The organism is Bacillus sp. EKM202B (assembly GCF_011066025.1).
GTDB lineage: Bacteria > Bacillota > Bacilli > Bacillales > Bacillaceae_G > Bacillus_A > Bacillus_A toyonensis.
The window spans coordinates 82,264-105,243 of record NZ_JAAMNK010000007.1 but is presented as its reverse complement, the minus strand read 5'-3'; the positions used below and the strand labels follow the sequence as shown (position 1 = coordinate 105,243).

Here is a 22,980-nt window from a genome sequence, read left to right as displayed (position 1 = left end):
ATTCACACCTCGTCTACTTCCTATTATTTTGTAACCATGGATGAAATAATTTACCGAAAATCGGCATAACTACCCATGATAGCAAGGACACTATACATACAGAAACAAAAAAAGCGGACATAATAGGATTCATATGTTTTATGATAGGTCCTATCAATTTAGGAACTAACATGCCAAGAGGCCATACACCCAGAAGGGTAACGATAGACATTTTCCATTTTTGAGGTGGGACTGGCGTTTTCGGAGTAACAAACCAATAAGCCAAACTGCTTTCAGTTTTATAACTTGGATTAGTAACTTGAAATTGTTCGGCCGTTTTTAACAAATCTCGGCGAATATCTGATTCTTGCCAAGCACGTAGATGCTCATACGTATCAAAGCGAAAAATAACAGTATACTCTCTGAATTCGTTATTTGGGACTATTAGATTTACACCTAAATGTCCTGGGAATTTAGTAGCGGCAGCTTCAATTTCATGTCTCCATGTTTCAAACTGTTTTTCTTTACCCTGTTGAATTTCCCATGTAACAATCGTTGTTACTGGATCGGCAGCATCCATCGCGTTCCCTGTATAAGTCTCTTCGACAGCTACTCCTTCTTGTTTCATATTTTCCTGCTTGGAAGCGCACCATGCACCATAGTATATGCGTATTCTACACCTTGACCATAAGCACCAGTGTGTTCCTTTACAATCTCCATTACAGCATCATAAGTATCTTTGTGTGCCCAGTCACGTTGGTATTCAAGTAAAACTTGAATTGCTGTCACTGGAATTGCACCAGCTTGTTCTACACGGCGCATAGCAGCGTTATGTGCTGTCAAACTAGTACCACCTGAAGCATCATCAACTGCATACACCTCATAGCCAGCTTTCATTGCTTCAAGCACAGGGAATGCAAGGCAAACTTCAGTCCAAAGTGCTGCAAATATTAATTTCTTTCTACCTGTTGCTTTAACTGCTTCAACAAATTTTGGATCTTCCCAAGAGTTCATTGAACTGCGTTCTATAATTTCATGGTTTGGGAATATGTCAAGAATTTGTGGCCAAAAATAACCAGAAAAGCTACGTGTCTCAACTGTAGTAAGAATAGTAGGTACGTTAAAAGTTTTTGCTGATTTAGCAAGCAACATAACGTTATTAATCAATGTTTGTCTATCAATACTTGCAACTCCAAAAGTCATTTGAGGCTGAAAATCAATTAAAATTAAGGCACTGTTCTCTGGATTTAACAATTCTAAATTACTCATAATAAAACGCTCCTTTTTTTAATTGTTGAAAATAATATATTTTCAACAATTAAAACTGTAATCGTAAAAAAAAAAATTGCTATACCTTTTAATTTAAAAGAGAGTGCTGATTTAATCAGCACTAAATGTATACTATCCATTTTTTTGAAAGTGATTTAAAGTCATTTCTTTGAAATACATTTATGCATTTTGTTTACTAAGATCTCGCTGCGCGCCCATATAGCTTCCAATTATATTTTGATAGCCTGGAAGATTACTAGCAAGCAAATTGCCAAAACCTTCGACATCGTTGCGCCAATCGCGTTGTAATTCGCAAGCTACGCTAAACCAGTTCATAAGTTGCACGCCACTATGTGCCATGCGAGTATTTGCAGCATCTGCAACTTGTTTACTGAAAGTTCCCGAAGCATCAGTAACAGCAAATACTTCATATCCAGCTTTTATAGCGGAAAGTGCTGGGAAAGTAACACAAACGTCCGTAACTACGCCCGCGATGATAAGTTGCTTCTTTCCAGTTTCTTCGATTGCTTTTACAAAATCATCATTATCCCATGCGTTAATTTGTCCAGGGCGAGCTATTTTTTGTGCGTGAGGAAAGAGATCAACCAATTCTTGCATTAAAGGTCCGTTAGGTCCGTTTTCAAAGCTTGTTGTTAAAATAACCGGTAAATCAAAAAACTTAGCAGTATGAGCAAGAGCTAAAACATTGTTCTTAAATTCATCAACACCATAGTCACGTACTAGTCCGGACATAAGACCAGTTTGATGATCTACTAAAAGCACGACAGCATCATCTTTGTTAATACGAGAATAGAGATCAGTCATTATGTATTCCTCCTAAAAATTAAGTAATCGAAGAAAAGTTAAATAGTCGAATACTATCATAAGTTTCTTCGTTTGTTACGATTCGTTTATAACTAAGCTGACCAATAATATTAGTTATAGCAGCATTCACAGAATATGAAGTGCTATACAAATTTATAGTATTTGAAAACTGATTCGTTAATCAATTCTAAATTATCTATAATTCGTATAGGTCGTAACTATAGTTGTTTTCACTATAAAATAGATTGATTTTACCTATACATTCTATAGATAGAACGATATTGATAGTCACCTATTTTTGTTATTACAATTGAATATGAGTAATGTTCAGTAAGTATTTTATGATGAAAAAGATATTAGAGGGGGGATTGTTCCAAAAGGAGAAAATGAATGCATTGGAACAATAGAGTTTCATACTTAGAGTTCACAACATAAACGTGCATGAATAAGTTATGAGATTCATCCGGATTATTGAAGAAAAGGATACATATTAGAATATTTTTTGGAGGTAGAAGCATGGCTAAAATTACTGTAGGAACCGAAAACCAAGCACCAATTGAGATATATTATGAGGATCATGGCACAGGAAAACCAGTTGTACTAATTCATGGTTGGCCGTTAAGCGGTCGATCTTGGGAATATCAAGTTCCCGCTCTTGTTGAGGCTGGATACAGAGTTATAACATATGATCGTCGAGGTTTTGGAAAATCATCTCAGCCGTGGGAAGGGTATGAATATGATACCTTTACTTCTGATTTACATCAACTATTAGAACAGTTAGAGCTTCAAAATGTCACACTTGTTGGTTTTTCTATGGGTGGAGGCGAGGTAGCCCGGTATATTGGGAAATATGGAACTAATAGAGTAGAGAAGGCTGTATTTGCAGGAGCTGTACCACCATTCCTTTACAAGTCAGCAGACCATCCTGAGGGTGTATTAGATGATGTAGCAATTCAAGGTTTTGAAAATGGAGTAAAAAGTGATCGCCTAGCATTCCTTGATGAGTTTACGAAAGGATTTTTTGCTGCTGGAGATCGAACTGACTTAGTTAGTGAACCATTTCGAATTTACAATAGGGATATCGCTGCGGGTGCATCGCCTAAAGGAACACTAGATTGTATCGCTGCTTTCAGCAAAACAGACTTCAGAGGCGATTTAGCTAAGGTTAATATACCTACCCTTATTATTCATGGTGATTCAGATGCAACTGTACCATTTGAATATAGTGGGAAATTAACACATGAAGCAATTCCTAATTCTAAAGTAACGTTAATAAAGGGTGGTCCACATGGGCTAAATGCAACGCATGCCAAAGAATTTAATGAAGCACTCCTATCATTTTTAAAGGACTGATTACAACTATATAATTGTTAATTGATAAATTATAAACAAGTTAAAATAAAGTTTTATAAAAGATGCTCTTGGATAAATCCAGGAGCATCTTTTTAAATGCGGGAGTAGTGCACCACTGTAATCATCCATTACGAAATTTCTACTTATTTTTAAATTTTGATATTGAGACGTTAGCATGAAAAATACTCATTAATTTCGAATTGAATAATCTTCTTAACAGCTAAAATGTATTGATTAGAGTTTTTTAGGTCTCTTAAATGCATTGATATATTACTATCAAGATAATATTTTGAATAATCCTCAAAACAAAGAAACGTACATTTTATTGTTTTGGGTAGTGAAGTCTCTTAAGTTGAGTGGGGGCCCCTATATCTTAATCAAAAAGTGTAGGCTTAAGCCTACAAATATTCATCTCCCACTTAAAATTGTCGTTTTACACCTTCACATTTTTGAGGAAGGAGTATTTTATCAGAAAACAATAAAATCTTATTATTTTTTATAATTAGTAGAATTTTATAGAAATAATCCTCTTAATATATTAAAATAACATCGTATTATGTCAGATTTTAATTAGGGGAGAGAAATTTTATGTTGAAAAAAATCATTCCAGTTGCTTTAGCATTAAGTACAGTTACTTTTACTAGTGTATTTGCTGCCCCTTCAGCCCAAGCAAGTACAGAACAAAACCGCTACATAGATGTGCAAATGCTCGGTATTAACGATTTTCATGGGCAACTAGACACTGTAAAAAAAATTAACAATAAAGATGCAGGGGGAATCGAGTACTTAGGGGCTTATTTACGTGATCGTGAAAAACAAAATCCGAATACATTAAAGGTACATGCTGGCGATGTTGTTGGAGCAAGTACTCCTGTTTCAGCATTATTACAAGACGAACCTACGATTGAATTTCTAAATGATTTGAAATTCGATGTTGGAACTATAGGAAATCATGAATTTGATGAAGGTGTTGAAGAAATGCACCGTCTTATTTATGGTGGATACCATGAGAAAACAGGGGATTTTAAAGGAGCAAAATTCCCATATGTTGCTGCAAATTTTTATAATAAATCCACCGGTCGTTTATTTTTACCACCATTCACTATAAAAAAGGTGCAAGGAGTTCCTGTTGGATTTATCGGAGTCGTAACAACGGATGTTCCTAACCTTGTTATGCCTACTATGCTAAAGAATGTAGAAATTACAGATGAAGTTGAAGCTATTAACAAATCCGTAAAGCAATTAAAAAAACTTGGCGTTAAATCTATCGTTGTTCTTGCGCATAACGGAGGTACAACAGATGGAAACGGCGTAACAAATGGTGATATCGTTCGATTAGCAAATGAGACTGATCCAGAAGTCGATGTTATTTTTGGTGGGCATAGCCACACCTATGTAAATGGAACTGTCAATAATAAACTTGTCGTACAAGCAAATTCTTATGGTATGGCTTTTGCTGATGTTGATGTAAAGATTGATCGTAAGACACAAGATATTGTTGAGAAAAAAGCAGAAATTGTTACAACTTATCATGAAGGCATAGAGCCTGATAAAAAAATCAAGAAGAAGATGGAGAAATATCAAGCAAAAATCGCACCTCTTGTTAATGAAGTTGTAGGTAAGTCTATTGCTCCACTAGATCGCAAACTAAATACGGCTGGTGAATCTACTCTTGGAAATTTAGTTGCTGATGCCCAGCGTACAACAATGCAATCCCAAATTGCACTTATGAATCCTGGTGGTATTCGTAATGACTTAGATGCTGGTGATATTACATGGGGAGAGATATATGGTATTCAACCATTCGGAAATCAATTAATAAAGGTAAATTTAACAGGTCAAGACATTCGTGATATTTTAAATCAACAATGGCAAAAAGACATAACAAGAATGCTTCAAATTTCAGGGATCCAATACACTTGGGATGCGAATAAGCCTAATGGAGAAAAAGTAACAAGTATTCGCTTAACAAATGGAGAAGAAATCATTCCTTCTAAAACTTACAGCGTCGTTGCGAACGCATTTCTAGCTTCAGGTGGAGATGGATTTGTATCCTTTAAAAACGGTAAAGATGCTGAAACAGGACCAACCGATTTTGAAGCACTAGTAGATTATATAAAAAAATCAAAAGAACCAATTCAGTCTATTATTGATGGAAGAATTCAAAAAATAAATTAGTTTTTTATTAATCTCAAAAACAACTAGATTACCTGTGCGCTATACTTTTTAGTGTGCAGGTAATCTATTTTTTTGATTTGAAATAGTCTAACTGTGGCCAATGGGTATACCGTCTAGATGCAGAGTGCCGAAAAAAATTGAAATAAACAAAAGTCGATATCCTGGACGTACAGGGAGTCTTTTTTTGAAAAAACGGGACATAGCGAACATCAAACGGCTTAACGATGGATGTTAAAAGTATAAATAATGAACTAGAGTTATCATTTGCTAAGACGAAGGAAGGGGAAATGGCTGAAAGAAAATGCGCATCGTGCAGGATTTATTATTCGCTATCCAAAGGAAAAAGAGAATGTAACTGGTTATGCGTATGAACCTTGGCACATTCGCTATGTAGGGGATGATGCTGAAAAAATATACAAGGAAAAACTAACTTTAGGGGAATATATGAGATAAGAAGGCTAAAGTGAATTGGAAATCTGTATTTTTTGTTTGGAGAATAGTATTTTATAAAATAGTAGGGTACTTTATTTTAATAGATTGAACAATTGCCTATCTAAAAATTTGATAGGCAGTTGTTTTCTTTTGAGTAAAAAGTGAAATGATTTTATTATGTTCACACATATGAAAAGTGTAATGTATAAATATATCCTAAACACCAATTATTGCTCCTCATTATTAGCGATAGGATAGCTACTTAAGGACAAAAAAGAATTGGCTAACTTTTGTGCAAAATGTAATGGAGGCTCTACAGATTGGATATGAATATACATAATTAAGGGATTCATGTAAAGCCAGTGATTATGTAAAGCACTTACAATAATTCCTTGTTGTACAACTGATTTCATAAATGCAGGAGTCTCTTCTTGTAGAATAGCGATTTCGCCTAAATTTAATGCATTACCATTTTGATCCAACGATTCAAAACTTACTCCGACGGGTACTACATAGGTACTCGGTTTTCCTTGAACAAGCACCCTAAAATTGCGGTGAAAAGACACCGAACAACCACCTTGACTTATTTTACTTTTCCCTTTAAGTATTGTAGCAAATTGTTCACAAATGAAATTAAAATTTTGCATAAATTCAATCCCTTTCTCGTACAAAATTATGTAATTAGAGATTTGATTGATGAAATACAGATAAACAATCTTTCTTCAATATTCAAAAAACAGGCTGTAATTTTAATTTATTTAATGTTTATTTTAAAAGAAATGCACGTTATATTATTTAAATATTTAGAATTCAATCGAAAATGATTAGTATATTCGAGTTATTAAATTTATGATTCATGATAGTCCGTTCGAGATATTGTAGTAAAAAATCTATAAAGTATGTAATTATACGCTTTTAGTCTATGTAGGTTAGATAAATATGTGTCTAAATTTGAATGATAAAACTAGAAAAACAACGGTGAGAAAATAACCAATAATATTTTATTTTCTATAAAAAGTACTGCTAAATAGTATTTTTTTCGAAATAAGTCTTTCTTATATAAGTATATTGCTACTATGAACATATCTATTTAAAAACAAGACTTTTTTGAATACAAAAGAATGGGTTCTAAAATACCTTGCTTATTCACGAAGAATTCAGTTGTTTCTCCTTGTATCTATTTATATTTTTAAGTATAGAAAAAACCTCTTATGAATATAGAAGGGAATTCCTTATGTTTTTCTTAAACAAATTATTAAATTACGGTTATTTTAACCAAAATTTTCATAGAAATACCTTTTAAAAGAACGTTAGTTCGTATATAATAAGAACAAATGTTCCTTGTTAGGGGGTGATAACCTTGTATGATTATTCTCTTTTACCGAATCGTATTATTCTTTGTGTAGACCTTCGTAGCTTCTATGCAAGTGTGTCATGTATTAAAAAAGGACTGGATCCACGTTATACAAAATTGGCTGTCGTAGGAGATGTAAATCGGAGTGGATCAATCGTATTAGCAGCAACACCGCCATTAAAAGCGTTAGGGATTAAGAAAATGGCAAGGTTGTACGAAATACCGAAGCGGCCAGATATTATTATTGTAAATCCGATTATGCATACGTATATGAAATGTTCAACTTTCATAACTAGTTTGGCTTTGCAGTATGTTGCGCCGGAAGATTTTCATCAATATAGTATCGATGAGTTTTTCATGGATATGACTGCAAGTATTCATTTGTTTGCGAGTAATCCGCGCGAATTCGCATTAAAGCTCAAGCGAGAAATATATGAACGTACACGGATTGAAAGTACGATTGGTATAGGGCCTAATTTATTATTGAGTAAAGTAGCGATGGATATTGAAGCGAAAAAGAGTAAAGATGGAATAGCGCACTGGACGTATGACGATATACCCGAGAAGTTATGGAGTATTAGACCACTCAGTAAATTTTGGGGTATATCGTACAAAACTGAAATGAAATTGAATCGAAAAGGTATACATACAATTGGAGAATTAGCTCAGTATCCTTTGAAATATTTAAAGCAATCTTTCGGTGTAATAGGGGAAGAATTACATTTACATAGTAACGGGATTGATTTTAGCAGAATAGCAGAGAAATACGTTCCAGCGACAACATCTATAGCGAAAAGCCAAATATTATTACGGGATTATTCGATAGGAGAGTTCGTAGTTATTTTATTAGAGCATATAGAAGAAGTTTGTTATAGGTTGAGAAGAGAAAAGAAATATGCACAAACAATTCATTTTTCAATTGGGTATAGCAAGGAATATGGAGGGGGAATAAAAAAGGCACATACGTTAAATCGGGCAACAAATGTAACGATGGATATGTACAATGTTTGTACATATTTTTTATATGAGCGCTATACAGGAGAACCGATTAGATCGTTAAGTGTCTCATTAACAAACCTTATTAATGAAGGTGAAGAGCAAATTTCGCTTTTCGATAACATTGTACAAAGGGAAAAAGAAATCCGATTAACGAAAGTTATGGATGAAATTCGAACACGGTTTGGTAAGAACAGTATTTTACGTGGGATTTCCTACACAAGCGTCGCAACAGCAAGATATAGAAACACATTATTAGGAGGACATAAATCGTGAAGAATGCTAATATGCCAAAAGGAAGAGGGATGGTAAAGTGGCAACCGTTCGCTAGTATGCCAGAGCAATTCGCAGTTATTAAAGAAATGATACATGCGAAAACGAAAGTCACGCGTCCGATCTTAACAGAGGATGCAAAAGAAGTGCTTGAAAATAAGTTGTTATGTTCCTATTTAGGTGAGGAAGAGATTTTACTTACATATTATAAAGGTGGCTACTTATATAAAAATTACATAACAGTAGTTGATATTAATCCATTAAGAGAGGTGATTGTGTGTACTGATGCTTTTAGTACTAAGCGTACTTTTAAGTTTGTTGATGTAATTGAGATTAATTAAAGTATGTTTCTATGCAGTAGGATTATTTTTTAGCCTACTGCATAGAAAGGTCAGTTACAGTACTACACTTATACTAAAATATCTTATCCTTAACTTCCTACTGCTTTTATCCCGTAAACGCCCGATTGGTGAAGGCTAATAATCAGTGGGGGATGAACAAAACCCCACTGATTAAAGTTTCACTTTATTACCGTTAAGGATGATACGATAATGTGGAAAAATGATGAACTCTCTAAACGATAGAATTAGTACTACCAGAAGTTAAAGGGTTTCTTGAAATTACGAATACGAGCTGTTAGGTAGTACTATATTCATTTAGAAAAAGCCGTTTTAAATAATAGTAGACATAATCAAGGCAATACTTAATAACTAAAGAAAATAAGTAATTTAAACTTCAATTATGATAGGAAGGATCATTGGCTTTCTTTTTGTATGTGAGTATATAAAATGGCCAAGTGTTTCTCTTATTTCTCTTTTTAGAACATTCCATTGGTAAATATGTGCTTTTTGTAATTTGTTGATAGTTTCCACAACTAATTGATTAATTTTCTTTAAGAAATCTTCTGAATCGCGAACATATACAAACCCACGAGAAATTGTGTCTGGGCCAGAAATTATTTTTTCTTCCGTTTTACTTAAGGTGATAACTATTACAAGCATGCCATCTTCAGAAAGTTGTTTACGATCGCGCAATAAGGCGTTCCCAACATCTCCAATACCTAATCCATCTACATATATATTACCGGCAGGTATACGCCTAGTTTGCATGGCGGTTTGATTTTTAATATCAACAACATCTCCATTGTCGATAACATAAATATTATCTTTCTTGACACCAACGGATTCGGCCAATTGACGGTGATGATGTAGCATTCTAAATTCACCGTGTATTGGAATGAAATATTTAGGTTTCATTAAAGTAAGCATCAATTTTAATTCCTCTTGATATGCATGTCCAGAAACATGCATTCCCGTTGAACTTCCAGATCCATAAATAACATTTGCTCCTAATAGGAATAGGTTATCTATAATACGTGAAACATTACGTTCATTTCCTGGTATAGGGGATGCAGACAAAATGACTGTGTCACCCGGTAAAATATCAACTTGTCGATAATTTCCACTAGCCAACCGGGCCAGAGCGGCCATAGGTTCACCTTGACTACCAGTGCAAAGTATAGCGACTTTCTCGGGCTCTAGCTGGTTAATTTCATTTGCTTCAATTAACATTCCTTCAGGTATATTCAAATAGCCTTGTTCTAAGGCAACAGAGACTACATTTACCATGCTTCTTCCAAGGAGGGCAAGCTTTCTATTTGTTTTCAAAGCGGCATCTACTATTTGCTGTACACGATTCACATTAGAAGCAAAGGTAGATATAATAACTTTTCTATGAGCCTTGATAAATGCTTCTTCAATTTTTCCACCTACTAATCGCTCTGATGGAGTAAATCCAGAACGTTCGGCATTTGTACTTTCTGAGAGGAGAGCTAAAACACCGTTACTTCCGATATTAGCCATTTTGTGGATGTCTGGATATTGATTGTTTACAGGAGTTAAATCAAATTTAAAATCACCTGTATGGACTACTGTACCCTCTGGTGTATGAAAAGCAATCCCAAGGCAATCGGGAATACTATGATTTGTTTTGAAAAAGGATAAATTTATTTGTCCAAACTCAATTAAAGACTCAGAGTCAATAATAGTTAATTGTGTCGAATCTTGAAGTTTATGTTCTTTTAATTTAATACCGATTAAGCCTAAAGTTAATTTTGTTGCGTAAATTGGCACATTCAATTGCTTTAAAAAATACGGAATACCTCCAATGTGATCTTCGTGTCCGTGTGTAACAATTAAGCCTCGAATTTTATCTTTATTTTCTTGCAAATATGTAATGTCAGGAATTATTAAATCTATTCCTAATAAACTCTCATCAGGAAATTTAGAACCACAATCAATGATTACAATGTCATTTGAATATTGTATGACATACATATTCTTACCAATTTCATTAACACCACCTAAAGCAAAAATAGATAGTTTTTCATTTATTGTACTCAAATGAATATCCTCCTTTTTAAAACAAGTTTACTTGAAGCTATGTAAAGGGTTATGACCAACCATTGATAAATAATTGGTCATAATTATCTTAAAGATCCATATCTTTTAATCCGGGACTATGCTCATTTGGCATTTCAGGAAGTTCTGGTACAGGAAAACCTTTTGGTGGGTCAGTTACTGTTAATGTTCCTTTGTTTCTACTTGGTGATTCACCTTGGAAAATTTCTCCCATTCTTGTTGGATCTAATCTAAAATTAAATTGTGCATTATGAAATCCCATATCTACATACTTTCTGCACTCTGGGTACTTATTAATATCATAGTTCGGCACAGGGAAAAGTTTCCCCCACTCAACACCCAATGTCTCTAATGCTTTTGCAAAGGCGTTTTGATGTGCATTATCACGTACAATTAAAAATGCAAGTGTCTCTCTAAAAGTTTGATTTGAACTCATTTCATAAATTCTAGTCTTTTGAAGTACACCTGTTGATTCAAGTACTACATTATCTAGTAAATCACTAATTAAATTTCCATGACTGTATACCCAAGATCCATTCCATGGGTTTCCAGCCGCATCCACTGGCAATGAACTTTGAGCACCTACAATAAAGTGATGTGGGTTTGCATGCTTAACTGCCTCATCAAGAGGTGCTTTGTCAATACCAGCATTCCCTGATGTAGGTTCACCAGCTCCATTTAATAGTTGATTAATTGTATTTTGTACAAGTTCTACATGGCTTATTTCTTCTAAAAAAACACCTCGAAGTAAATCACGATATTGCTTCTCTTTACCTCTGAAATTTGAGCTTTGGAAGAAATATTGCATCATTGTACGCATTTCACCATAATGCCCACCTAATATTTCTTGTAGAACTTTTGCAGCAGCTGGATCTGGTTTATCCGGCTTAATAATATTAATAAGTTCTTCTTTATAATAAAACATGAAGTACACCTCTTTTTATGATAGTTAACATTGTTATGATGTCCGCGATATGGTTATTCAATACTGTAATTCATTTTTTTTCCATATGGGGGCTATCTCAAAATGCGTAGATTTAAAATAATCATTTTAGGTGTGAGAGGAAGGAGAAAGTTAGAAAGGAAAGTATGTTGTAATCAAAGTTAACTACTAGAATTTAATAAAAGAGAAGATAATTATTAGGCTAGCCCTGAGAACGTGGATTTGTTAAGTCAAACTGAAATGTATATTTGAAAAATTAAAAAAGATAAGACATGGAATCTTATCTTTATCATTAATAATAATGAATTAAAAAGGATATAGCCTCAAGGCTTCAGAATGACTTTTATACAATCATCTTCACGATTATTAAAAATTTGATAACCGTAGCTCGCTTCTTCAAGGGGAATTTTGTGTGTAATAATCTCTTTTGGATCAAATTCATTATGTGTTATTTTTTCAAATAGTTCTGGCATAAAATGAATGACAGGTGCTTGTCCCATTTTAAGATTAATATTTCTAACCCAAAATGCACCGAGTGGAAATGCATTATAGTTGCCACCATAAACGCCTGTCATTTGAACCGTTCCATATTTTCTTACTGCTTTCGTAGCGATTTGAATAGGGCCGAGGGTTCCACCTTGTAATTTTAATTTTTGTTCCAAAAACTCTAAAGATGATTTTTTTCCATCCATTCCTACGCAATCAATGACTACATCGGCACCACCATGTGTAATTTCCTTTAAATGTTCTCCCATATCAGGAAATTTTGTAAACTCAAACACCTCAACATTGTTAATCTTTTTTGCATAATTTATTCGGTAATCTAAGTAATTGACCGCGATTACGCGCTTAGCGCCTTGCATCCAAGCAAATTTTTGTGTCATTAATCCAACAGGTCCACAACCGAGGACGATAACAGTATCACCTCGCTTGACACCTGCATTTATTACACTCCAATAGGCTGTTGGTAAAACATCTGATAAAAACAGTAGGGATTCATCTTCAAGTTCGCAGGATTCTGGTATAACAAATGGAGTGAAATTTCCAAAAGGAACTTTTAAATATTCAGCTTGTCCACCAGGATGGTTACCAAATTTTTCTGTATAACCAAAGTATCCACCAGAATCATAATGAGGATTGGAGTTGTCACATTGGCTCTCCATTTCATGTTGGCAATAGAAACAATGTCCACAAGCAACGTTAAAGGGAATCACAACACGATCGCCTTTTTTCACTTTAGTGACATCTGGCCCGACCTCTTCAACGATTCCCATTGGTTCATGGCCGATAATGTATCCTGGAGGTAAAGGCATGTTACCTTGATATAAATGTAAATCAGAACCACAAATAGCGGTTGAAGTAATTTTTACAATAATATCATCTTTTTTTTCTAATTTTGCATCATCAACTTGTTTAACCTGTACTTGGTTTGGTCCTTGATAGGTCACAGCTTTCATAATTTCATATCTCCTTTTGAATCATTTCTCAAAACATACTGTATATTTATCCTTTGGCAAAACAGAAATCTTTATTAAACGGCGGTCTATACCTAGTGTTGTTATGAAAGTACGTTATAGCAGCTTTTCTTTCTTAAGTCTTTTGTCCTATTTTAAGAAGAAAATCAACATTTATACATAATCTACTTTCCATAAAAAGGATAACTATTATTTCATAGTTCGTAGCATATTAAAAACATCGGAGGTGAAAATATGGCAAACAGTAATAGTGGAAGTCGTAATGAATTATTAGTTCGAGGAGCTGAACAAGCTCTTGATCAAATGAAATATGAAATTGCACAAGAGTTTGGTGTACAACTTGGTGCAGATGCAACAGCTCGTTCAAATGGATCTGTTGGTGGTGAAATTACAAAACGTTTAGTAGCAATGGCTGAACAACAACTTGGTGGTAGAGCTAACCGCTAAGTGAATTAGTGAAAAATATAGCAAATCTTTAAATCAATTTCTTTTGTATATTTATAAAAAATAAACCCTTATAGTAAGTGGATTCTCACTCAAAGATTATCGATAATTTTTTTCATAATCTTTGGGTATTTTATTTGTAAACTACTTTCCTAAACAATAAACACGCAGTGTTGGAAAGGTGTTTTCCATGCATAGTAGAAAATCTTTTGCAGGAAAAAGCATACTTAAAAATTTGATTTCAATATTGAAATCAATATTCATTATGATATTTTCGAAAGGGAGGAATTTAAAAATGGGTATATTAAGTGGAAATCCTCAAAATGAGCCTTTACATTACGGAGAGGTATTTGACATTTGGAGCTATCTTCTTGCTGCACAAGGTGCCATTGCAAGTCATCAAGTATTTATGAATCATACAGGTGATGAAGACTTGAAGAAGTTTTTAGAAAGCCTAATTGAAAATGATATGAATTCGGAAATAGAAGAATTAAAGGCGCTTTTAAAAGTTAATGGGGTCGCTTTACCGCCTGCTCCTCCAGAACGACCAGTTGCATCTATTGAAGACATTCCTCCGGGAGCACGTATTAATGATGTTGAAATTGCAGCTGCTGTTTCTACAGGGTTAGCAGCTGGCCTTGTGACATGTAGTCAAGTAATGGGAAAATGTCTTCGAGAAGATGTAGGCATGCTATTCGGACAATTCCATATGAAAAAAGCGCAGGCAGGTGTAACGTTGCTACGTTTAAGTAAGAAAAAAGGCTGGGTAGTTCCACCGCCATTACATGTAAGAAATTCTGATCAAGCTTAATAAACAAAAATAAAAAGTGGCCAACGCCACTTTTTATTTTTGTTTACCAGATTTATCCTCAAGTTTGGATTTATTTATTGTGGAAGAATTTATATATTCATCTGACATCTCCATAGCATATTTATCATGGTGAATAGGATTATGTTCTCTTAATTCATTGTCTTTATGCAGTACTAACTTCTGCATATAAATGTGGAAAAAAACTTCTATTCCGCCAATAATTAAAGCGGCTATAAATGAAGAAAATCCAATGTTACGAGTGGAATCTAAATCAGTAAACAACGATGTTAGCAACCAAATTCCAAAGAAGGTTAAGCCAAAATCTGCAATGGTGGCAATCATATTTCCGTATTTAGGTAAAATAAAGAGATCTCCAATTAAATAGGCAGCTCCTGTAAGAAGAAGAGAAATCAGTAATATTCTCGGAATTGAAATATCTTGAAAAATACCGAGTATGATTAATAATACTGCAGTTATAGCTGTATATTTAATTAATAAAGCAACAATATGTTTCATCATTTTCCTCCATTGTTTAAAGGTATATAGAATAAAATATTTCATTGAAAACGGGTTATGCTTTTATATAGCGTAACCCGTTTCATTTTGTGATGGAGGCATATTTATGATATCCCATGGCACGTATGTTGCATTTCGGTCTCCTACACACTACTATTTTTGGATAAAAGTGCATGAATTATACCTTCAAATACGTGGTCATAATTACCAGTTAATTAGATATATATTTTGGCATGTAATTTAACATATTAAAGAAAGAAGGAGGTGAATTAACATGTCAAACAATAAGAGTGGAAGCAACAATCAATTATTAGTACGTGGCGCTGAACAAGCTCTTGATCAAATGAAATATGAGATTGCTCAAGAATTTGGTGTACAACTTGGTGCAGATGCAACAGCTCGTGCAAACGGATCTGTCGGTGGTGAAATTACAAAACGTCTAGTATCATTAGCTGAGCAACAACTTGGCGGTGGAGTTACTCGTTAATTTTATATGTTGAATGGATATAGAGGAGAGGCATATGGCCTCTCCTTTTTCATACATTTCTTTTTCAATTTATATTTAATATTTACAACTATAAAATATTAGAATTTGAAAATCTGAAATCTTATTTATATAGGTACTACTTTTAGCTATGATGCCTTAAATATTTAACTGAAGAGGATTAAATCTTTTATGAAACTAGAAGCTCATTTAAAAAAATGAATTTTAGTACATGGTTAAAGATATATAGTGTTGTATAAGTTTTAAGAATTATAAATAAAAAGCAGTTAGCAAAAGCTAACTGCAATGAGAAAGTTACATCCATGAATTTAAGGAGTATAACCATTTCATGGGTTAAATATAGTATGAATAAAGAAACTAATTTTATGTAAAAAAATTAAAAAAGAGCAGTTATTTATAATGACCGCTCTTTACTGGTAAGAAGTACAACCTGGGTAAGAAGCAGATTATACTACGGATATTATTTGTAGAGTATCGAGTTTTATTCACAAAGGTAGGATGAGTCAACATCTATATACAGGTTGCAATTTTTCAAAGAACAAGATTTTGATTTTTTATTACATTTTAGTTCTTGAATGTGAAAAGTATACAAAATATTTCTTTGTTTAATACATCTTTCGGTCCACATATTTTCCGTAATCAGGTACAGCAATTTTATCAAATTCTTGAACGAGTGTTTTGAGGTTTGTTGATAGCACTTCACCTGACATCGGTAGCCCATGTCCAGTAACAGCGACCAGAGGCTTTAATTCTTCTAATTTAATGACGGATTCTTTAGCAGCTGTCCAGTCTGTTGTTAAATAACGAGGTGGACCGCTTATTTCCTGTTCCTGAGTAATTACCTTATATAGATATTCCTGTTTCACTGTAACAAAAGCATCGCCAGCAATTAAAATTCGGTCTTTTTCGCGGAATAACGAAATATGCCCAGGGGTATGACCTGGTGTATGAATCCATTTAAACCCTGGCATATGTGGAACAGTTCCATCAGCAGGTAGCGTTTTTACGTTATTCCCTAAATCGATTGGTTCGTTAGGGAACAGAGGGGATATTTTCGCTATCATACCACCTTCAACTGTAGGATCTGGTTCAGGGTAGCTTTGTTGCCCAGTCAGGAACGGTATCTCCATTTGATGAGCATAGACTGGAACATCCCAATGTTTGACGAGTTCAATTATTCCTCCAACATGATCAAAATGTCCATGAGTTAAAATAATTGCTTTTGGGCGGCTATTTGCACCAAAGCGATCTTCAGCGACAGAGATAATTTCATCTGCAGATTTAGGCATTCCAGCATCTACTAAAACAAAATCATTTGCTTGCGGACTTCCGAATAAGCAGATGTTGACGATTTGAGTAGTGTAACAAAATAAATCAGGTAATACCTCGATGCCATGACCACTTCCAATTGAAGTTGCCGGAATAAACTTGTAATCACTTCCATAATTCATTTCATTATCCACTTGTTATCCCCCTAAAGTTATTTTAATACCACATTATAGTTCCCTAATTTTGAAAATCCATTTGTGGGGATTTGGTAAAAGGGATTTAGTGTTACAAAAGTCAATTATTTTGGTTTTAGAATAAGAGGAGAGACTTTAACAAATATATATCACCTTATATAAAGTAAAACTAAAAGTGTATTGATTTTAAAGTCGCAGTTGCTACTATTTTTTGAGGAAAGCCATAATCAATTCCACTAAAATAAAAAATAACGGCATTTTTATAACGGAAGGAAAAATTTTGGCATGCGCCGAGGCTAATTATGAAAAAATTAAGGCTGGAATGAAATAACTCATCGAATGCTTTAGAACAAAGTAATGTATGTTATATGATTAAGAGTGTGGGCTTCAAGAAATAAAAAGAAAAGATCTCATTGACAATGATAATGAAAATCATTATCATTTATTTGAGGGATAATTTATTTGTATAAAGGGAGATATTGCTTTGAAAAAAAATAATATGAGAGCGTTAGTAGTAGCTACAACATTAGCGATTCCTTTTGCTGTTTATTCTAGCCCAGTGCAAGCAGCGGAAAAAATAGCAGAAAATAAAGCAGGAGTTATGGTAACAGATCGTGTATATAATGTTGAAATCAAAATATATAAAGATCAAAAAGATGAGCCATCCATGGTGTCTCAATACATAAAAGATCCCAAAGTTAAGATTGAAAATGGGAAAAAAGTTGTTACTGCAACAGTACAAGATAGCGATTATTTCCAATATCTTAGAATAGAAGATAAAAATCAACCAGGTGTATTTCACGATGTGAAAGTATTGTCAGAAGATAAGCGGAAAAATGGGACGAAAGTGATTCAGTTTGAAATAGGAGAATTTTCAAAGAGATATAATATGCAAATGCATATTCTCATTCCTGCTATTGGATATGATCATAAATATCAAGTTCAATTTGAAATTTCAGATCCGACAGCAAATAACAAAGAAACTGAGAAACCAGATGATAATTCTAATGCAGGTGATAAGGAAACAGATCATCAAATTGATAGTCAAAATATGATAACGGACAAAAAATTAAGGGAACTTGTTAATAAAAAAGTATTTAATAGAAAAGATTTACATACACCAATTACGAAAGAAGAGTTATTACAAGTAAAAAACTTATTTTTAAATACGAATGAGATTCTCGACTATAGTGGATTGAAATATATGCCTAATTTAAAGTCCTTAACAGTTGCTAATGCAAAGATAACAGATCCGTCGTTCTTTGCGAACTTAAAACAATTGAACCATTTAGCTTTGCGCGGTAATGAAATTGTAGATGTAACACCGCTTATTAAAATGGATAATTTAGAATCTCTTGATTTAAGTAATAATAAAATTACGAACGTTGCACCACTAACTGAAATGAAGAATGTGAAAAGTTTATATGTAGCAGGCAATCAAATTGAAGATGTAACAGCATTAGAAAAAATGGGACAATTAGATTACTTGAATTTAGCAAATAATAAAATTACGAACGTTGCTCCATTAAGCTCGTTAAAAAATGTAACATACTTAACTTTAGCGGGTAATCAAGTTGAAGATATTACACCGTTATATGCATTACCTTTAAAAGATTTAGTATTAACGCGTAATAAGGTTAAAGATGTATCGGGCATTGACCAATTGAATCAATTAGATGAATTATGGATTGGGAAAAATCAAATTGAAGACGTGACACCACTTACTAAAATGACTCATCTTAAAGTATTAGATGTACCTAATAATGAGTTAAAGGATATTACTCCATTATCAAATTTAGTAAACTTGCAAAAACTTGATTTAGAGGCAAATTATATTTCTGATTTATCACCAATTAGTCAGTTGAAAAAACTAACGTTTTTAAGCCTTGTAGCGAATGAAATTCGTGACGTTAGACCTGTTATCGAATTAAGTAAGCAAGCATACATTAATATTCAAAATCAAAAAGTCTTTTTAGAGGACGTAGAAGTACATAAAGAAGTGAAAGTACCTATTTATGAAAAAGACGGTGAAATCTCTACAAAAATCCGTTTAAAAAGTGATGGCGGCACTTACAATAATGGTGTAATTACATGGAATACGTTAGGTGAGAAAGCATATGAGTTTGGAGTAAAAGATCCATTTGCTGATACAGGCATCTTTTACACTGGTACAGTAATACAAAAGGTTGTGGATAAAGTATCAGGAGAAGTGACAGAACCAAAAGGAGAAGTGACAGAACCAAAAGGAGAAGTGACAGAACCAAAAGGAGAAGTGACAGATCCAAAAGGTGAAGGAATAGATCGAGTGAATTCGCAAATTACTAAAAATAACGCATTGAATAAACAAATTGTTAAGAAGGAACAGATATTACCTGCTACAGGACATGATACGAATTGGTTATCCGTTTTTGGTGGGGGATTAATGTTGATAGGAGCTTATTTATATAGAAGGTTAAAGAGAGTTAACTAAAATAAAAACCTTTTTGCTAACTAATGAATTGAAAAATCGAAGTAATCTGTGCGATACAGTTATTTGAAGGGATTATCCTAAATATAGGATTCTTTCTTTGAGCAAAATTAGATGTGCTATCCTGAATTTTTAATAATGGTAACAAAAATAAGAACAGCCATTCAACGAAGAAGGCTGTTCTTATTTTTATTTCAATAGATATTTTTACATTATCAATCTGTCTGGATTGTCTTTTTTCTTTTAGTAACTTTATATTTTAATAAGAAGCTTCTTAAATAAATAATAGTAAGTCAGCTTAGGTGAATCCATTTTTATTTTCTATATCTCTTCCTAACTTAATTATATCATGTAATTAACGTTCGAAATAGACTGTTTATTCTTATTGACTACTGCTAAAATCAAGAACACATGACTAGTAAGGAGAGATGTTAAATGAGTTCTTTCGTTCTCGATTTTCAGGAAATAGAAAAAACACAGCTTTTTCTCGTTGGTGGAAAAGGATTGAATTTAGGGGAGTTATCAAACATTCAAGGTATACAAGTGCCAGAAGGATTTTGTGTTACAACAGTAGGGTATGAAAAAGCCATTGAACAAATTGAAGTGTTTCATACTTTGTTGAATCAACTAGCCATACTAAAAATTGAGGACCGAGATCAAATTAGTGAAATTAGTAAGAAAATTAGAGAAGCCATTATGACAGTGGAAATTCCAGTTGATGTAGTGGAATCAGTAGCTCATTATCTCTCGCGTTTTGGAAATGAACATGCATATGCAGTGCGTTCTAGTGCTACTGCTGAAGATTTACCGTATGCCTCGTTTGCTGGTCAGCAAGATACGTATTTAAATATCATCGGAAAAGAAGCGGTTTTGCAGCATGTAAGAAAGTGTTGGGCTTCTTTATTTACAGATCGAGCGGTTATATACCGAATGCAAAACGGCTTTGATCATAATCAAGTTTCTATATGTGTTGTCGTTCAAAAAATGGTTTTCCCTGTGGCTTCAGGGATTTTATTTACTGCGGATCCGATTACTTCTAATAGGAAGGTGTTATCAATCGATGCCAGCTTTGGACTTGGCGAGGCGCTAGTATCTGGATTGGTTTCTGCCGATAATTATAAGGTAAAAGAAGACGAAATCGTCGAAAAGGTCATCGCAACGAAAAAATTAGCCATCTATGGACGAAAAGAAGGCGGAACAGAGACAAAGAAAATTGCTCCTAATCAACAAAAAGTTCAAACACTTATTGAACAACAAATTTTACAACTAGCACGCATCGGAAGACAGATTGAAGCTTATTTTGGTTGTCCGCAAGATATTGAATGGTGTTTAGTTGATGATACATTTTATATTGTTCAAAGTAGGCCGATAACGACTTTGTATCCAATTCCAGAAGCGAATGATCAGGAAAATCATGTGTATGTATCGGTTGGTCACCAGCAAATGATGACGGATCCTTTGAAGCCATTAGGAATGTCTTTATTCCAGTTAACATCCTTTGGACCGAGGTTTCAAGCTGGGGGAAGGCTGTTTGTTGATGTTGCACAAAGATTGGCCTCACCTGCTAGTAGAGAATTTTTATTAAATACAATAGGAGAATCAGAGCCGCTTATTAAAGATGCATTAATGACTGTAATAGAGCGAGATAATTTTATTAAATTGTTACCGGATGAAGAAGAAAAAAGTCTTGGTAAAAGTATGCCACCTGCAAGCTCGCAACCACAAATCGAAAACGACCCAGCAATCGTTACGGATTTAATCAAGAACAGTCAAGCATCGATAGAAGAGTTAAAACAAAGTATTCAAACGAAATCAGGATCAGATGTACTTGATTTTATTTTAGAAGATATTCAGCAATTAAAGAAAATATTATTTCACCCGCAAAGTATGGCTGTCATTATGGCAGGTATGAATGCTTTATCATGGATCAATGAAAAGATGGAGCAATGGCTAGGAGAAAAAAATGCAGCAGACACACTTTCTCAATCTGTACAAAATAATATTACTTCAGAAATGGGTTTAGCATTATTGGATGTCGCAGATGTGATTCGTCCGTATCCAGAAGTCATTGCGTATTTACAGCATATAGAAGATGACAGCTTTTTAGATGAACTAGTTCAGTTTAAAGACGGGGAAAAAGTTCGAGATGCAATCGGGGCGTTTCTAAATAAATACGGAATGAGATGCAGCGGCGAAATCGATATTACGAAAACGCGCTGGAGTGAAAAACCAACTACAATTATCCCGATGATTTTAAATAATATAAGAGATTTTGAAGCTGGTGCTAGTAAGCGGAAGTTTGAAGAAGGGCTGCAGGAGGCTTTAAAAAGAGAAGAAGAGTTATTAGACAAATTGCAGTATTTAGCAGATGGCAAACAAAAAGTAGAAGAGACGAAGCGAATGATCAGTATAATTCGGAATTTCGCTGGCTATCGTGAATACCCAAAATACGGAATGATTAATCGCTATTTCATATATAAGCAGGCATTACTAAAAGAAGCCGAGCAACTCGTGCGAAATAACGTTATTACTGAAATAGAAGATATATACTATCTTACTTTTGAAGAACTTCACGAAGTCGTCCGCACGAATAAACTAGATTACAAAGTTATTCATAAACGAAAAAATGAGTACAAATTATATGAAAAACTAACACCTCCGCGTGTTATTACTTCTGATGGTGAAATTATTATAGGTAAATATAAACGAGAAAATCTCCCTACCGAAGCAATAGTAGGTTTGCCTGTTTCTTCTGGAGTGGTAGAAGGGAGAGCTCGTGTTATTTTAAACATGGAAGATGCAAGTTTAGAAGATGGAGATATATTAGTTACGGCATTTACTGATCCTGGCTGGACGCCATTGTTTGTGTCTATAAAAGGGTTAGTTACGGAAGTTGGCGGACTCATGACACACGGGGCAGTGATTGCGCGTGAATATGGATTACCAGCAGTCGTCGGGGTAGAGAATGCTACGAAACGAATAAAAGACGGGCAACGAATTCGGGTACATGGAACAGAAGGATATATTGAGATAGTGTAGTTATATTTTAAATAAAAAGATCGTCCACTAAATATAGCGGACGATCTTTTTATGATTGTAAGCTTGCTGCTATCACCCATCTGAAACTGAAAATTAAAATAAAAATGAGCATATGAATTGGATTTCTTTGAATACCCCTGTCGTAGAAGGAGACATACATGCTACGATACTCATTCACATGCAAGAAGCAACCATGAACATTGATGAATTAGAATGTACATCAATCTAAAACAAAGAA

General features: G+C 34.0%; 18 protein-coding genes and 2 pseudogenes. 11 read left to right on the top strand and 9 right to left on the bottom strand.

Annotated features, from left to right (window positions below):
• Window positions 1-13: 13 nt before the first annotated feature.
• From G9F74_RS11460 to ycaC, 3 genes are all read right to left on the bottom strand, one after another.
• Window positions 14-607, bottom strand: a complete 594-nt coding sequence (locus tag G9F74_RS11460) for an antibiotic biosynthesis monooxygenase (RefSeq protein ID WP_016108722.1) — start codon at window positions 605-607, stop codon at window positions 14-16.
• Window positions 604-1,248, bottom strand: a complete 645-nt coding sequence (locus G9F74_RS11455) for a hydrolase (RefSeq protein ID WP_000067163.1) — start codon at window positions 1,246-1,248, stop codon at window positions 604-606. The genes G9F74_RS11460 and G9F74_RS11455 overlap by 4 nt, the downstream gene beginning before the upstream one ends.
• A 180-nt stretch (window positions 1,249-1,428) precedes the next feature.
• On the bottom strand, window positions 1,429-2,073 hold the full coding sequence (ycaC, locus tag G9F74_RS11450; protein WP_000131223.1) for an isochorismate family cysteine hydrolase YcaC: 645 nt from the start codon (window positions 2,071-2,073) through the stop codon (window positions 1,429-1,431).
• Between the two features lie 516 nt (window positions 2,074-2,589).
• On the opposite strand from ycaC, the gene G9F74_RS11445 reads away from it, so the two are divergent.
• The 3 genes and pseudogenes from G9F74_RS11445 to G9F74_RS11435 all read left to right on the top strand — a co-directional run.
• Window positions 2,590-3,426 (top strand): alpha/beta fold hydrolase, encoded by an 837-nt coding sequence (locus G9F74_RS11445; RefSeq protein WP_001074313.1) that lies wholly within the window; start codon window positions 2,590-2,592, stop codon window positions 3,424-3,426.
• A gap of 588 nt (window positions 3,427-4,014) precedes the next feature.
• Window positions 4,015-5,604: a bifunctional metallophosphatase/5'-nucleotidase gene (locus G9F74_RS11440; RefSeq protein WP_000913766.1), complete on the top strand. Its 1,590-nt coding sequence runs from the start codon at window positions 4,015-4,017 to the stop codon at window positions 5,602-5,604.
• Between the two features lie 186 nt (window positions 5,605-5,790).
• A pseudogene (locus tag G9F74_RS11435) lies at window positions 5,791-6,057 on the top strand (M15 family metallopeptidase); the annotation flags it as partial.
• 206 nt (window positions 6,058-6,263) lie between these two features.
• Here the strand turns inward: G9F74_RS11435 and G9F74_RS11430 are convergent.
• Window positions 6,264-6,683: a DUF1259 domain-containing protein gene (locus G9F74_RS11430; RefSeq protein ID WP_016108721.1), complete on the bottom strand. Its 420-nt coding sequence runs from the start codon at window positions 6,681-6,683 to the stop codon at window positions 6,264-6,266.
• Between the two features lie 713 nt (window positions 6,684-7,396).
• Between G9F74_RS11430 and G9F74_RS11425 the strand changes: the two genes are divergently transcribed.
• Window positions 7,397-8,662, top strand: coding sequence for a Y-family DNA polymerase (locus G9F74_RS11425; RefSeq protein ID WP_016108720.1), 1,266 nt, complete (start codon window positions 7,397-7,399; stop codon window positions 8,660-8,662).
• The gene (locus G9F74_RS11420) at window positions 8,659-9,000 is read left to right on the top strand and encodes a YolD-like family protein (protein ID WP_000786245.1); all 342 of its coding nucleotides are present in this window, start codon (window positions 8,659-8,661) and stop codon (window positions 8,998-9,000) included. The genes G9F74_RS11425 and G9F74_RS11420 overlap by 4 nt, the downstream gene beginning before the upstream one ends.
• 387 nt (window positions 9,001-9,387) lie before the next feature.
• On the opposite strand, the gene G9F74_RS11415 is transcribed toward G9F74_RS11420, so the two are convergent.
• The 3 genes from G9F74_RS11415 to G9F74_RS11405 form a co-directional block, all read right to left on the bottom strand.
• A complete protein-coding gene (locus G9F74_RS11415; protein WP_016108719.1) occupies window positions 9,388-11,061 on the bottom strand; it encodes a ribonuclease J in 1,674 nt (557 codons plus the stop codon).
• Between the two features lie 88 nt (window positions 11,062-11,149).
• Window positions 11,150-12,004 (bottom strand): manganese catalase family protein, encoded by an 855-nt coding sequence (locus G9F74_RS11410; protein WP_016108718.1) that lies wholly within the window; start codon window positions 12,002-12,004, stop codon window positions 11,150-11,152.
• 341 nt (window positions 12,005-12,345) lie between these two features.
• Complete coding sequence (locus G9F74_RS11405) at window positions 12,346-13,479, bottom strand: zinc-dependent alcohol dehydrogenase (protein WP_016108717.1); 1,134 nt, start codon at window positions 13,477-13,479, stop codon at window positions 12,346-12,348.
• A 252-nt stretch (window positions 13,480-13,731) separates the two neighbouring features.
• Between G9F74_RS11405 and sasP the strand changes: the two genes are divergently transcribed.
• On the top strand, window positions 13,732-13,944 hold the full coding sequence (gene sasP, locus G9F74_RS11400; protein WP_016108716.1) for a small acid-soluble spore protein, SasP family: 213 nt from the start codon (window positions 13,732-13,734) through the stop codon (window positions 13,942-13,944).
• A gap of 292 nt (window positions 13,945-14,236) precedes the next feature.
• Entirely contained in the window at window positions 14,237-14,752 is a 516-nt protein-coding gene (locus tag G9F74_RS11395; RefSeq protein WP_000512128.1) for a DUF3231 family protein, read from the top strand.
• 33 nt (window positions 14,753-14,785) lie between these two features.
• Here the strand turns inward: G9F74_RS11395 and G9F74_RS11390 are convergent, their stop codons facing one another.
• Window positions 14,786-15,268 (bottom strand): YndM family protein, encoded by a 483-nt coding sequence (locus G9F74_RS11390; RefSeq protein WP_016108715.1) that lies wholly within the window; start codon window positions 15,266-15,268, stop codon window positions 14,786-14,788.
• 274 nt (window positions 15,269-15,542) lie between these two features.
• Here G9F74_RS11390 and G9F74_RS11385 point away from each other — a divergent pair, with 274 nt between their 5' ends.
• Window positions 15,543-15,755 (top strand): alpha/beta-type small acid-soluble spore protein, encoded by a 213-nt coding sequence (locus tag G9F74_RS11385; protein ID WP_016108714.1) that lies wholly within the window; start codon window positions 15,543-15,545, stop codon window positions 15,753-15,755.
• Window positions 15,756-16,378: 623 nt separating this feature from the next.
• On the opposite strand, the gene G9F74_RS11380 is transcribed toward G9F74_RS11385, so the two are convergent.
• A complete protein-coding gene (locus tag G9F74_RS11380; RefSeq protein WP_000368296.1) occupies window positions 16,379-17,236 on the bottom strand; it encodes an MBL fold metallo-hydrolase in 858 nt (285 codons plus the stop codon).
• A 499-nt stretch (window positions 17,237-17,735) separates the two neighbouring features.
• Here G9F74_RS11380 and G9F74_RS11375 point away from each other — a divergent pair.
• The 3 genes and pseudogenes from G9F74_RS11375 to ppsA form a co-directional block, all read left to right on the top strand.
• Window positions 17,736-19,496 (top strand): annotated as a pseudogene (locus G9F74_RS11375) (leucine-rich repeat domain-containing protein); the annotation flags it as partial.
• Window positions 19,488-19,706 carry an LPXTG cell wall anchor domain-containing protein gene (locus G9F74_RS30410; RefSeq protein WP_371399109.1) on the top strand — a complete coding sequence of 73 codons (219 nt, stop codon included), beginning with the start codon at window positions 19,488-19,490 and terminating at the stop codon, window positions 19,704-19,706. The pseudogene G9F74_RS11375 and the gene G9F74_RS30410, both read left to right, overlap by 9 nt.
• A gap of 432 nt (window positions 19,707-20,138) precedes the next feature.
• Window positions 20,139-22,742 carry a phosphoenolpyruvate synthase gene (gene ppsA, locus G9F74_RS11370; RefSeq protein ID WP_016108712.1) on the top strand — a complete coding sequence of 868 codons (2,604 nt, stop codon included), beginning with the start codon at window positions 20,139-20,141 and terminating at the stop codon, window positions 22,740-22,742.
• Window positions 22,743-22,980: the final 238 nt, after the last annotated feature.